This window comes from Pantoea sp. MBD-2R, assembly GCF_039134845.1.
GTDB lineage: Bacteria > Pseudomonadota > Gammaproteobacteria > Enterobacterales > Enterobacteriaceae > Erwinia.
In genome coordinates this window covers 3,640,542-3,653,443 of the sequence record NZ_CP152417.1, presented here as the reverse complement: position 1 = coordinate 3,653,443, position 12,902 = coordinate 3,640,542, and the positions used below count along the sequence as shown (strand labels likewise).

General features: G+C 49.8%; 13 protein-coding genes. 9 read left to right on the top strand and 4 right to left on the bottom strand.

The annotated features are described in order from the left end of the window. Nucleotides 1-2: 2 nt before the first annotated feature. Together narI and lldD are read left to right on the top strand one after the other, a co-directional pair. The gene (narI, locus tag AAGQ96_RS16775; RefSeq protein ID WP_342754096.1) at nucleotides 3-680 is read left to right on the top strand and encodes a respiratory nitrate reductase subunit gamma; all 678 of its coding nucleotides are present in this window, start codon (nucleotides 3-5) and stop codon (nucleotides 678-680) included. 209 nt (nucleotides 681-889) lie between these two features. Then, nucleotides 890-2,026 carry an FMN-dependent L-lactate dehydrogenase LldD gene (lldD, locus tag AAGQ96_RS16770; protein ID WP_147199539.1) on the top strand — a complete coding sequence of 379 codons (1,137 nt, stop codon included), beginning with the start codon at nucleotides 890-892 and terminating at the stop codon, nucleotides 2,024-2,026. A gap of 128 nt (nucleotides 2,027-2,154) precedes the next feature. Here the strand turns inward: lldD and mdtI are convergent, their stop codons facing one another. From mdtI to AAGQ96_RS16755, 3 genes are all read right to left on the bottom strand, one after another. Beyond that, on the bottom strand, nucleotides 2,155-2,484 hold the full coding sequence (gene mdtI / locus AAGQ96_RS16765) for a multidrug/spermidine efflux SMR transporter subunit MdtI (RefSeq protein WP_147199538.1): 330 nt from the start codon (nucleotides 2,482-2,484) through the stop codon (nucleotides 2,155-2,157). After that, on the bottom strand, nucleotides 2,471-2,821 hold the full coding sequence (gene mdtJ, locus AAGQ96_RS16760) for a multidrug/spermidine efflux SMR transporter subunit MdtJ (protein WP_147199537.1): 351 nt from the start codon (nucleotides 2,819-2,821) through the stop codon (nucleotides 2,471-2,473). The genes mdtI and mdtJ overlap by 14 nt, the downstream gene beginning before the upstream one ends. Nucleotides 2,822-3,256: 435 nt before the next feature. Beyond that, entirely contained in the window at nucleotides 3,257-3,841 is a 585-nt protein-coding gene (locus tag AAGQ96_RS16755; protein WP_342754095.1) for a DJ-1/PfpI family protein, read from the bottom strand. A 200-nt stretch (nucleotides 3,842-4,041) separates the two neighbouring features. On the opposite strand from AAGQ96_RS16755, the gene mltB reads away from it, so the two are divergent. Then, nucleotides 4,042-5,109, top strand: coding sequence for a lytic murein transglycosylase B (gene mltB, locus AAGQ96_RS16750; RefSeq protein WP_147199533.1), 1,068 nt, complete (start codon nucleotides 4,042-4,044; stop codon nucleotides 5,107-5,109). Here the strand turns inward: mltB and AAGQ96_RS16745 are convergent. Then, nucleotides 5,106-6,254: an alpha/beta fold hydrolase gene (locus AAGQ96_RS16745; RefSeq protein WP_342754094.1), complete on the bottom strand. Its 1,149-nt coding sequence runs from the start codon at nucleotides 6,252-6,254 to the stop codon at nucleotides 5,106-5,108. The two genes, mltB and AAGQ96_RS16745, sit on opposite strands and share 4 nt — an antisense overlap. A gap of 387 nt (nucleotides 6,255-6,641) precedes the next feature. Here AAGQ96_RS16745 and AAGQ96_RS16740 point away from each other — a divergent pair, with 387 nt between their 5' ends. The 6 genes from AAGQ96_RS16740 to pncC all read left to right on the top strand — a co-directional run bounded on the left by AAGQ96_RS16740 (nucleotide 6,642) and on the right by pncC (nucleotide 12,811). Then, nucleotides 6,642-7,211: a fimbrial protein gene (locus AAGQ96_RS16740; protein ID WP_147199529.1), complete on the top strand. Its 570-nt coding sequence runs from the start codon at nucleotides 6,642-6,644 to the stop codon at nucleotides 7,209-7,211. A 60-nt stretch (nucleotides 7,212-7,271) separates the two neighbouring features. After that, entirely contained in the window at nucleotides 7,272-7,955 is a 684-nt protein-coding gene (locus AAGQ96_RS16735) for a fimbria/pilus periplasmic chaperone (protein ID WP_342754093.1), read from the top strand. Between the two features lie 41 nt (nucleotides 7,956-7,996). Then, on the top strand, nucleotides 7,997-10,552 hold the full coding sequence (locus AAGQ96_RS16730) for a fimbria/pilus outer membrane usher protein (protein WP_342754092.1): 2,556 nt from the start codon (nucleotides 7,997-7,999) through the stop codon (nucleotides 10,550-10,552). Then, nucleotides 10,543-11,070: a fimbrial protein gene (locus AAGQ96_RS16725; RefSeq protein ID WP_342754091.1), complete on the top strand. Its 528-nt coding sequence runs from the start codon at nucleotides 10,543-10,545 to the stop codon at nucleotides 11,068-11,070. The genes AAGQ96_RS16730 and AAGQ96_RS16725 overlap by 10 nt, the downstream gene beginning before the upstream one ends. A gap of 52 nt (nucleotides 11,071-11,122) precedes the next feature. Beyond that, nucleotides 11,123-12,151 carry a fimbrial protein gene (locus AAGQ96_RS16720; RefSeq protein WP_342754090.1) on the top strand — a complete coding sequence of 343 codons (1,029 nt, stop codon included), beginning with the start codon at nucleotides 11,123-11,125 and terminating at the stop codon, nucleotides 12,149-12,151. A gap of 165 nt (nucleotides 12,152-12,316) precedes the next feature. After that, on the top strand, nucleotides 12,317-12,811 hold the full coding sequence (gene pncC / locus AAGQ96_RS16715; protein ID WP_342754089.1) for a nicotinamide-nucleotide amidase: 495 nt from the start codon (nucleotides 12,317-12,319) through the stop codon (nucleotides 12,809-12,811). Nucleotides 12,812-12,902 lie beyond the last annotated feature (91 nt).

Sequence of the window (12,902 nt, the reverse complement as noted above, 5' to 3'; positions counted from 1 at the left end):
TTATGCATTTTATTACCCGGTTCTTTTTCGATATCTATCCTTATCTGGCTGGCAGCGTGTTTCTGATCGGCAGCTGGCTGCGCTATGACTATGGTCAATACAGCTGGCGTGCGGGTTCCAGCCAGATGCTGGATAAAAAGGGCATGCGGCTGGCTTCCAACCTGTTCCATATCGGTATTATTGGCATTTTCTTCGGGCATTTTGTCGGCATGCTAACGCCGCACTGGATGTATGAATCTTTTCTGCCTGTTGCGGTGAAGCAGCAGCTGGCGATGGTTGCTGGCGGCATTTGTGGGGTATTGACCTTAACCGGCGGCGCACTGCTGCTAAAGCGCCGTCTGACTAACCCGCGGGTGCGCGCCACCAGCAGCATTGGCGACATTCTGATTTTAACGCTGCTGGTGGTGCAGGTTTGTCTCGGATTACTGACCATTCCGTTCTCCGCACAGCATATGGACGGCAGCGAGATGATGAAGCTGGTGGCATGGGCGCAGGCGGTCGTTACTTTTCATGCCGGCGCTTCACAGCACCTTGAAGGCGTGGCGGTGATCTATCGTATTCATATGGTGCTCGGCATGACGCTGTTCTTACTGTTCCCGTTCTGCCGTTTAGTCCATATCTGGAGTGCGCCAGTGGAATATTTAACGCGACGTTATCAGCTGGTGCGCAATCGTCGTTAAGACTTTTCCGCTCAACATTTTGTTGTAAATATGTTGTTTATGTTGAGATATCGGTCAGCGTAACGCTGATTTTTATCCACTACACTGCCTGAACTGACGGGCACCGAGGCTGATGATGACCAGCTTTCGGTGGCCCGTAACACCCGTTTCGCTGTGGTACTGGCTTATGGATGCCGCCAGCGAGCGCACCTTAACAGGCAGGAGAGTAGATGATTATTTCTGCATCAACGGACTATCGGGCAGCAGCGCAGCGCAGGCTGCCCCCTTTCTTATTTCACTATATTGATGGCGGAGCCTACAGCGAGCATACCCTCAGGCGTAATACCGCTGATTTAGCCGATATCGCGCTGCGCCAGCGCATCCTCAACAATATGTCCGCGCTGAGTCTGGAAACCACGCTGTTTGACGAAAAACTGGCGATGCCGGTTGTACTGGCCCCGGTGGGTCTGACCGGTATGTACGCCAGACGCGGTGAGGTGCAGGCCGCCCGTGCCGCAGCGAAAAAAGGCATTCCTTTCACCCTTTCCACCGTTTCTGTTTGCCCTATTGAAGAGGTCGCGCCAGCAATCGACCGGCCAATGTGGTTCCAGCTCTACGTGCTGAAAGATCGGGGTTTTATGCGTAATGCGCTGGAACGTGCTCAGGCGGCAGGGGTTAAAACGCTGGTATTCACCGTCGATATGCCGGTACCGGGCGCCCGCTATCGTGATGCGCATTCCGGGATGAGCGGGCCAAACGCGGCTGCCCGTCGCGTTCTACAGGCGATGCTGCACCCGCAGTGGGCGTGGGATGTCGGCCTGAACGGCAAGCCTCACGATTTGGGTAACGTTTCTGCCTATCGTGGGCATCCCACCGGGCTGGAAGATTATATCGGCTGGCTTGGGGCAAACTTCGACCCGTCCATTTCGTGGCAGGACCTGGAGTGGATCCGCGATTTCTGGAAAGGGCCGATGATTATTAAAGGCATTTTAGATCCACAGGATGCAAAAGATGCCGTCAGTTTCGGTGCCGATGGCATTGTGGTTTCCAATCACGGCGGTCGCCAGCTTGATGGCGTACTGTCAACGGCCAGGGCGCTGCCAGCGATTGCCGATGCGGTAAAAGGCGAAATAAAAATACTGGCGGATTCGGGTATTCGTACTGGTCTGGACGTGGTGAGGATGATTGCGCTGGGCGCAGATAGCGTGCTGCTGGGGCGGGCATTTGTTTATGCACTTGCCACAGCAGGGGAAGCTGGCGTGATTAATTTGCTCGAACTGATTGAAAAAGAGATGCGGGTGGCCATGACGCTGACGGGGGCGAAGTCTGTTGCCGACCTCAGCCGCGATTCGCTGGTTGCTCTTTAGTGGCGATCTTCACGGGCCGTAAATGGCCCGTGATGCGTTGCTCCAGGCATGCTCCCTTCGCTTCAGGTTTGTCAGCCGTCTGCCGCTCCCCATAAAGGCTTAACGCGGTACATACGGTGAAGATGGGGTTACGCCAGTTTAAGCAACACAATGCCCATCAGCAGCAGGGCGACGCCAAACCAGCCTTTACGGGTAAAACGCTGTCCAAACAGAATCGCGCCCGCCGCTGCGGTGGCGATGATGCCAAATCCTCCCCAGAGCGCATACGCCACCGACAGATCGATACCTTTCACCGCCTGTGCCAGCGCGCTGAAAGCCGCCATAACGCCTGCCAGTGACAGCATGCCGTAAAGCGGGCGACGGAAACCATCGGAATATTTCAGGAAGATATTGGCGGCGATCTCCAGCACAATAGCCAGTAACAGCCAGGCGCTGTGCACCCAATCAAACGCTGACATGTTTCTGCCTCCTTATAACCTGCGTGCCGGTTTTGATAAAAATAATGCCCATAACCAGTAGCATCAGCCCGGCGACTTTTAAGCCAGAGACGGGTTCATCAAAAAGTAGCGTGCTGAAGAAAGTAATAAAGAGGATCCCGATCCCTTCCCACAGCGCGTAGGCAACGCCCAGAGCAATGTGTTTTACGGCGAAGCACAGGAAAATATAGGAAATGGCAATCATCACCAGCATAAAAATATAGCCTGAGGCATTATCGTTAAGCGCCGCCCATTTCATCGATAAAGTACCAATAATTTCTGTCGCAATAGCCAGCGCTAATAATATCCAGTACAGCATAAAATCTCTCCTGATAAAAAGACACGGCTAAACCTGAAGGCAGGTAAGCCAGCAGCTTAATTAAAAATCAGTGCAGGAGAAAAAGGCTACAGGGCAGAGCGCCAGTGTTGTTCGCCGTTCTGGCAAAAAGAGATGCACGGGGAAAGGGAAGGGGTGTTTTTTTTTGGAATGAAGGAATTATCCATAATGTTACACGTTATCCACGGTGTTGCTTCTCATCGGTGTGGACAGACAATTGCTCTCAATAGTTAAACACCGACATACTTTGACATAAAAAGGCAAGGTCTGCCTGTTTATTTTCATTGTTTTACTTTTCCCTCGGGCTTTATATTTTTTTAAAACTGAGTTTTCACAAATAAGCAACAAACAGGCTGGTGAGAATGCGCCGTTTTATTTTTCCTTGCGCTGCGTTAATAAAACGGCGTGACTAACCTGTTAAGCGTTAATACCGCTGTAAGAACGCCAGCTGTCGCAATAGATATGTTCCGCCTGAAAATCGGCGGTTTCAGTGTCATCGGTTAAACGCCATGCCAGCTGAAAAGCAAACTCAAAGCTAACGCCCAGGCCTTTACCGCTTAGGAGATTGCCGTCTTCGACCACGTTTTCGCCGCTGTAAATGCCATCGGTTACGGCTTTATACAGGTCGCCTGAGCAGGTATAACGACGGCCTTTCAGCAGATGATTCCCTCCCAAAACCCGGGCGGCGGCAGAGCAGATGGGCGCAATCCATTTTCCAGCGTCGTCATGACGGCGAATAAATTCCACAACATGCGGATTAGCGGCAAGGTTAACGGTGCCTTCCGGGCCGCCGGGTATCACCACGGCATCGAATTCCTGTTGCAGGTCGGATAACAGAACATCGGCAATTACCGGTACAGCGTGGTAGCTGGGAACCTCTCGCGAGGTATGGCAGGCAACGGTTGTCACCTTTACATGCAGCCGGTTTAAAATATCGATGATGATAAAGGCTTCGGCTTCTTCAAAACCGGGAGCCAGCAGTACAGCGGCTTGTTTACTCATAACGCCTCCTGATTAACAAAATGACAGTTTATAATAAATGAAATAATGTTTTATTTATTTGTTGTCAATCATTTCCCGGTCGTAATGACGATGGGCCGCCAGTGGCAGACCTACGTAGCTTTACATAACATCTGTTTTCTTCACCGCCGCCAATGCTTTAACATGACTTCCCTTTTTCAGCTTCGCACTCTGGATATTCAATGCGTCATCTGGCCACACTGTTACCTGCGCTGCTGCTGCTTTCGGCCTGCAGCAGTAAAGCACCCCAGCCGCAACCGCACGGCAATCCTTTTAAGGGCGGCAACGGTTTTCTGCTGGAGCCTTCCCATAATATTGCCCCGTTAGGCGGCGATTTTGCGGATAACCCCGCGACGGCGGCCTTTATTGATAAAATGGTACGCGAGCATAATTTCGATCGTCAGCAGCTGCATGATGTGCTGGCGCAGGCGAAGCGGCTGGACTGGGTATTGCGGCTGATGGATCGTCAGGCACCGGCTTATCAACCCCCGGCCGGCCCGAATGGCGCATGGCTGCGCTATCGTAAAAAATTCATCGTTCCGGATAACGTTCAGAACGGCGTGCAGTTCTGGAATCAGTATCAGGATGCGCTCAATCGCGCCTGGCAGGTCTATGGTGTGCCGCCGGAAATCATCGTCGGCATTATTGGGGTGGAAACCCGCTGGGGAAGGGTGATGGGGAAAACCCGCATCATTGATGCGCTGGCGACGCTCTCTTTTGCTTATCCGCGCCGTGCTGAATATTTCAGCAGCGAGCTGGAAACTTTCCTGCTGATGGCGAGAGAAGAAAACGACGATCCGCTCGATTTGCGTGGATCCTTTGCGGGTGCCATGGGCTACGGCCAGTTTATGCCGTCATCTTTCAAACAGTATGCGGTAGATTTTAACGGTGATGGTCATATCAACCTATGGGATCCGGTCGATGCTATCGGTAGCGTCGCCCACTATTTTAACGCACATGGCTGGGTGAAGGGGGCCACGGTTGCCGTACCGGCTAACGGACAGGCACCGCTGCTGGAAAACGGTTTTAAAACCCGCTATACACCCGCCGAGCTGTCAGCCGCTGGCCTGTCACCACAGGTGCCCCTGAACGGCGAACAACAGATCAGTTTGTTGCGCTTTGATATGGGTACCTACTATCAGTACTGGTACGGATTACCTAATTTCTACGCGATTACCCGTTACAACCACAGCAACCACTATGCGATGGCGGTGTGGCAGCTTGGTGAAGCAGTGCGGGATGCCCGTTAGGGAATATCAGAGACAACCTGCTTCATTACCCTGTTTTGCCAGCTGAACCAGGGATTCCAGGTCAGGCGCGCATGAATTTTACCGGTTTCCCGCAGTCCCCAGTCGGAAAACCACACTTCAGCGCCCTGGCGGCAGGCGAGATAGTCGGCATCGCTCTGGCCGTTTTCACATATCCGGTCGCTGCCGTGCACACCGTAGACGGGATTCTGCGGTGAAAAGAGCACCGACATATGGGAAAACTGGCTGATATGCTGGTCTGGCAGGGAGTCTGTCCGGATCAGCACCCGGTTTGACAGCGCGTTTTGTGGCTGCGGATAGCCATACCAGATCAGGCGGCTTTGTGGCGAGGTGAATTGTCGATCAAAGTGCGCCAGCAGGCTTTGGGTATCCAGCACCGAATCGTGCTCGGTGGCGACGATCAGCACCGGTTTATCATAGGGATGCTGGTTTAGCTTTTGCTGTGCGGCGCTGCTGGTGCGCCAGAACTGCGCGAAGCCGTTGGTTGGCACCGTCATATAACGCGTCGCGCGCTGAGTGGGATAGCCGGGTTTCGGTTTTCGCAGCCAGTTGCGGAATAAGGCAATAAACGGTGTCGTTGCTACCAGCGGCTCATTCGCCTTAATCGCCGGGGAAAAGAGCAGCAGTCCTTTAACGTCCTGATGCTGGTAGGCATATTCAATCGCCAGGTTGGCTCCGGTCGAAAAGCCGCCCAGCCAAACCTTGCCCACATCCTTGCGCAATATAGCCATCTGTTCGTTAACGATACTCCGCCAGTCATCCGCCGACACCCCGATTAAATCTTTTGGCTGTGTACCCTGTCCCGGCAACAGGACTGTACGTATCAGAAAACCGTCCTTTGCCAGTTCCGGCCCGATATCCGTGAAAGAGCCGGGTGAATCGCCCAACCCATGGATCAACAGAATGCCTTGATCAGGAACGCCCGCCGGCCGCCATTCTTGTGGCGTATTCCACCTTAGCTCGGCTACCCGATCGCTGCTCTGAAAGAGCCGGTGTTGCTCTACCCAACGTGTGGTTTCCTGCTGGTATTGCGCGAATGTTGCCTGACCATGCGGCGGGATAAGTTCAGCTGAACGACTACAGCCTGTTAGCAACAGCAATATGACCAAGCGCGGGGAAAGTTTCACAGCGTATTCCTGAGAGCCAGACGGCAAACATTAACCCTGGATGGCCGATCCGGGATCCGTCAACTTTTCGAAAAAAATTTAAGTCATTCTGCGATCCTGCCGTATTAATACCGTAACGGAGTTAGCTTTATTTCGCAGGAAGCCTCTAACTACCGGGCAGGGAGCCATTTTTTAGATTGAATCTTATCCGTTCATTTTAAGTTAGTTGTTAATTATCTTGTTGTTGTATTGATTTTGTTAGGGAGTTTTTGACAGGGATGTTATCAATAAAATTTTTTTTATAAATTTATCGGCAACGGTCGGCAGCTAGTGGTGAAGTTTTTATTTTATGTTTCATTGTTATTTAAATAGATTAATTTAAAGTTTTTGCATATGGAGAGTGTAATTATGCGTTTAATGTTGAAATCAGTTGTAGCAATGTCAATTTGCAGTGCATTAGCTGTTATGCCAGCACTGTCTTATGCCGAAGATGAGGTTATCCCGGTTACGGTTGATGGCGGCACCTTAAATTTTGAAGGCAGCGTAATTACTGCCGCTTGTGCTTTATCCAGCAGTTCTGCCGTTCAGAGTATCAATATGGGACAGGTACGTGCAGCTTCACTTGCTACAGCGGGAACAACACTTTCAACCGGAAAAGATTTCACTATTAGTCTCGAAGATTGCGACAACAGTACTTATACCAATGTAGCTGTAAACTTCACCGGTATTGCCGATGCTGATGATGCCAGCGGTCTGGCCACCGGCACGAATGGCGGAAGCGGATCGGCACAAAATCTGTCAATTCGTTTTTATGATGAAGCGGGCACCCAGATTAAGTTAAATGAGAATAGTGATAACACGGCACTACGCGCCGGAACGAATACCCTGAAATTTAGTGCAAAATACCATACGGAAAAAGGCAGTGTGACAGCAGGTGACGCAAGCGCAGTAGCAACTTATACCCTCACTTATTCTTAATAAACCCTGGAGCCGGAATGTTAATCATTCCGGATATTCTATTTTTAGAGGTAAACGAATATGCGTGTTACTGGTCTCCTGCTGGCGATCTTTTCATTATTTTTGTCAGCGCAGGCGGCAATAGCTGGCTCAGGTGGCGTTGGGCTGGGATCAACTCGTCTGGTTTACCATGCAAATGAGAAACAGACGTCCCTTGATGTTCGTAATACTCATACTAGTTCACCTTTCCTTATTCAAACATGGCTGGAAAACGATGCCGGTGTGAAAACGCAGGACTTTGTTGTGGTTCCGCCATTATCCGTGCTGCGGCCAAAAAGCGAAAATACCTTACGTATTATCTTTAGCGGAAAAGGGTTGCCGAATGACAGGGAAACGCTTTACTGGCTTACGGTAAAAGCCATCCCCCAGACTTCAGAACAGGGAAAAAACACATTACAGCTGGCTGCGGCCAGTCGAATTAAAGTTTTTTACCGTCCGGCAGGGCTGTCTGAAAAATCAAATGAGGCATATAAGAAAATATTGCCTTCTCTCAATGGCAGTAAGCTCACGTTAAAAAACCCAACGCCTTATTACCTGACCCTGATTACGCTGCGTGTAGACAATAAGGAGATCAAACCTTTTATGCTGCCACCTGAAGGAAGTGTTACGATTCCAGGTAACTTTAGTAATGCAAGAAATATGAGTTACCAAACTATTAACGATTATGGTGCGTGGACACCCCTGTTGAATAAGAAGATAAATTAACGAGCCATTAATACAATGCAGATAATTCGTAGACGATACCTATGAATAAAAATTTTTATTTTCCCGGGAATGCGTTAACGTTGGGGCTACTTCTGTTCCTCAATGCAGCCGTTGCTCAGGATAAATATCAATTCAATCCGCTTTTTCTTGCGGGTAAAGAAGGTAACGTAGCCGACTTGTCCTGGCTGGAGCAAGGAAATGATATTCCTCCGGGAAAATATCACACAGCAGTATTTGTAAATAATGAGTTTGTAGGCGACAAAGAGGTTTCTTTTGTCGCTCCTGAGGAGAGCCAGGCCTCACAACTTCTTCCCTGTTTTACCGCTGAGGAAATGGACGAGCTGGGTCTTGATCGCCAGCGGGCATCTAAAATTTCGCCACAAAAGGGCTGTCTTCTGCTTAAAAGTATTTTTCAGGACAATGATATTAAGAGCGATTTTGATGCCGGCAAGATGACTCTGAAACTGACTTTCCCTCAGGTATTCATGCAAAACCGGCCGCGAGGTTTTATCAATCCAGCGAGCTGGGAGCAGGGTATCAATACCGCCTTTGTTAGCTATAGCGCCAATGGTTCCCAAAGTGATTACTCCGGACAGAGCAACTTACGGCGTACCAACTATTTTCTTGGTCTTAACAGTGGGGTTAATATAGGACCATGGCGTTTAAGAGACGCTTCTAACTGGACCTATACTACCAGCCAGAAGGGCACCTGGAATCACATTAGTACCACGCTGCAACGGGAGGTTATCCCTTTAAAATCCCAGATAACCCTGGGCGAAACCTACACATCTTCCGCCATTTTCGATAGTGCGGGAATTCGCGGGGTCCAGCTCGCCTCTGATGAGAATATGCTGCCAAATAGCCTGCGAGGCTACGCGCCGCAGGTCAGAGGCATTGCCCGGACTAACGCAACAGTCCGCATTCGTCAGAACAGCAATGTTATTTACCAGACCAGCGTAACGCCGGGTGAATTCATTATTAACGATCTTTATCCGACATCATCAGGCGGCGATCTGGATGTGGCTATTGAAGAAGTTGATGGCCAGGTTACGCGTTACGTGGTGCCTTTTGCCAGCGTCCCGAACCTTGTCAGGCAGGGGCAGTTCAAATATTCACTGGAAGCGGGTAATTTTCGTGGAGGAACTCAACAGGCAGCTCCTGCTTTCGCGCAGAGCGATTTTTTCTATGGTTGGCGCTATGGGCTGACGTTTTATGGCGGGATACAGTTCTCAGAAAACTATCGCGCTTTTGCTGTTGGAATGGGACAAAATATCGGCGCTTATGGCGCCTTTTCCATTGATGCTATCCATGCCAACAGCTTATTAGCCAATAATACTCGCCACAGCGGTGATTCGGTTCGTTTCCGATACAGCAAGATATTAAACACGGCTGGAACGACCCTCAACTTTTATTCATGGCAATACACAACCCAGGGATTTTATACGCTGTCAGATACGGCCTGTAAGCGTATGCAGGGCGGAGAAAGAACGACATCTTTGGATGACAGGCATATCGTCAACGATAACAGCAGCTATTACAACCTGGCCTATGCTCGAAAAATGCATAATCAGCTGCTGGTTTCGCAACGTATTGCGGATTATGGCTCACTCTCTTTATCGTTGGATCAGCAACGTTACTGGAATTCCGGCAAAACAAATAAAAGCTTGCAGGTGGCCTGGAATAGCAGTTGGCAGGCGGTGTCATGGGGGCTGGCATGGCAACGCAGCCAAAATATCTGGTCAGATAAAAGTGATAACATAATTTCTCTTTCTGCTTCAGTACCTTTAAATAAAATAGTGTCGGGTGCTCGGGCACGCTATTCAATGACTAACAACCATCGTTCCGGAACGACGCATACTACAGGTGTTAGTGGGAATATGCCGGGGTATGAAAACTTAAATTACAACCTGAATGCACGTTATGGAAATAAAAGCAATAATCAGAGCGGAGCAGATATGTCGGTTAAATATCAAGGCAGTCATGGGGTTTATAATGCCGGCTACAGCTACTCAGCAGACAGTCGCTATTATAATTATGGTACCAGTGGAGGTATTGTTCTGCACGCAAATGGCCTGACGTTAAGCCAGCCAATCGGGAATACCAATATTTTGGTAAAAGCGCCAGGTGCAGCCAATGTAAAAGTAGGTAATCAGACGGGAATTTATACCGACTCTCGGGGTTACGCAGTGATTCCTTATGCTTCGGCTTACAGAGAAAATCGTGTAGATCTGGACGTTAAGACGCTCGGCGATAACGTTGAGATCCCGCAGTCAGTAGTGAGTAAAACCCCTGGTGAAGGTGCTATGGTCCGCGCCACACTTGCCACTCAGCTTGGATATCGGGCTATTTTTTCGATAAAAAAAGACGGCGTGTGGTTACCTTTTGGCACCACCGTTACGTTGAAAACGCGTGATAATTCAACGGGGATAGTTGGAGATGCGGGATCGCTTTGGCTTTCAGGATTACCAGAAAGTGGCGTGCTGATTGCGCAATGGGGACGGAAAGCGCACCAACGCTGTACGGCTAACTATCGTCTTATCGCCAGTAAATATAACGCTGATACAAATATTTATACACAAGGGTTGGTATGTCAGTGAATTTATTAATCCGACGGTTATTCCCAATACTATTGGCATGTAGCTACTGCTTTCCCGTTGCGGCCTATGATGTATATATTAAAGTAACAGGTGTGCTTTATGGCAATACATGCACAATTGCGACCGAATCGGAAAATATCACTATTCCATTGGGGAATATTTCCACTCGGCAGTTCTTAAGGACAGGCGCTGTTAGCCAGATTAAAACGCCTTTCAGGATCAAACTCGAAGAGTGTGGCCCAACATTTAAGGGCGCAACGATTACTTTTACTGGTGAGGGTGATGAATATGATGGCCGGTATTTAAAAACGGATGAAGGGGGGGCATCAGGTGTGGCAATTTCTTTGCTTGATCGCACGGGTTCGGTTATTCCACTTAATCATCCCACCGCAGCTTATGGCCTGACCGGAGAAAATAGTGTGGATATGCTTTTTTATGCGCGTCTTATTGCTACTCAACTTCCCGTGACGCCTGGCAATGTCACAGCAACGGCAACTTATACGGTTGAATATCGCTAACGTTGCACAAATTGCCCGGTAAGTTCTTCTTCGGTACAAGGAACAACTTCAGATGAGACATTTTGATAAATATTACCTGGTGATTTTTCTGGCGGGCATGTTTCTCTTCCGCCCTGCTTACGCGCTGGAGTGGAAGTCAGACATAACCTTATCACCTGGTGAGCTGAATTATTCCGGCCCGGCAGACTCTGTGACTGGCGGTAGTATTATTGGTGGAGACTGGAGCGCATCGGTAACAACTAATCATGTATTTAGGTGTGGATTAATCTACTGGTGTTCTAAGGGCACCATGGAACCCGACAGTAGCGTAATCCCTTCCGGGCAGACGGTAATCATGGATGGCGTAAGCTACGCGGTATTTGAAACGGGCGTGCCGGGTGTCGGTTTTATTCTGGGACTCAAAGACGCCAATGGCACAAACTATGTGCCATTGCAGAGCGGTATTACCCAAACTTATCCTGCTGACGGGACAAGCGGCACGGCGATGGATCTGGGCTGGGCTGCAAAAGTCACTTTTGTAAAAACCGGGCAGCCTCTTGCCAGCGGCACTTATACTACGCCTGCCATTAATGCGGCGATACTTACTGCGTATAACAATGAAACCGCCACGGCAAAAGTTATTATTGAGCCAACGACTATCAGCGTGCTGGCATCAGGCTGCACAATCGGGACGCCAAATGTGCAAATTGATCTGGGACGGGTGGATGTGCGGACGCTTTCTGCCGTAAACAGCACTTCAGACTTGCGCAATTTTTCCGTTAACCTGAGCTGTGATGCAAATATCTCCCTGTATGCCGTAGTCACCGATCAGACGGATCCGACCAACGTCACGGATACCGTTTCGCTTACGCCAGACTCCACCGCTTCTGGCGTTGGAGTGCAATTTTTTTATAATAATATTGGCCCCTTATCACTGGGACCAGACAGTTCTTTGAATTCGACCGTTAGCCAGTTTTTTATCCAAAGTACTTCGCAGGCTGAAGTGCTAAACCTGCCTTTTCAAACCCGTTATATTCGTACCGGCGACATTACGCCAGGTACAGCGGATGCTGTTGCCAGCATCACTTTTTCCTATCAATAGCGGTTCGCCTGGCGCTTATCCTCAGGCATGGCTTAAGCGCCCGCAAACAAAGGTAATGAAATCCCATTACTGGAAAGCTACTCGCAATCTCTGACTGTGCCTCTCCGCGTACTTTGAAAAAATGCTAACCTTGCTCTTTCTTCTTTAAGTTAGCGAGGAGCGCTGATGACGGATAATGAGTTAATCCAGCTGAGTACAGAAGTAGGCGGTTACCTGAAACGCCTGAATGCCACGGTGACCACGGCAGAGTCCTGTACCGGCGGCTGGATTGCTAAAATCCTCACGGATGTTGCGGGGAGTTCGCAATGGTTTGAACGGGGATTTGTCACTTACAGCAATGATGCCAAACAGGAGCTGGTAGGCGTCAGCGTGGATTCTCTCACTGGCTACGGTGCAGTAAGCGAACAGGTTGTTCGCGAAATGGCTGAAGGCGCGAGGGAAAAAGCCTGTGCTCAATTCGCCATCTCCGTAAGCGGGATTGCCGGTCCTGATGGCGGCTCCGCAGAAAAACCCGTGGGAACCGTATGGTTTGGCTTCGCGTCAGCAACAGCCGAAACGCTGGCGCAGCGCAAGGTATTTTCCGGCGATCGGGAAGCGGTACGACGTCAGGCCACGGCCTGGGCGCTGCTGACGTTGCGTGACCATTTTCTTAAAAATTAAGCTTGATACTGTATGACTATACAGTATAATTGCACCCATATTGATTGTGACACGAAGCCGCGCAAGCGTGCTTTACCCCGCGTGATTAGGA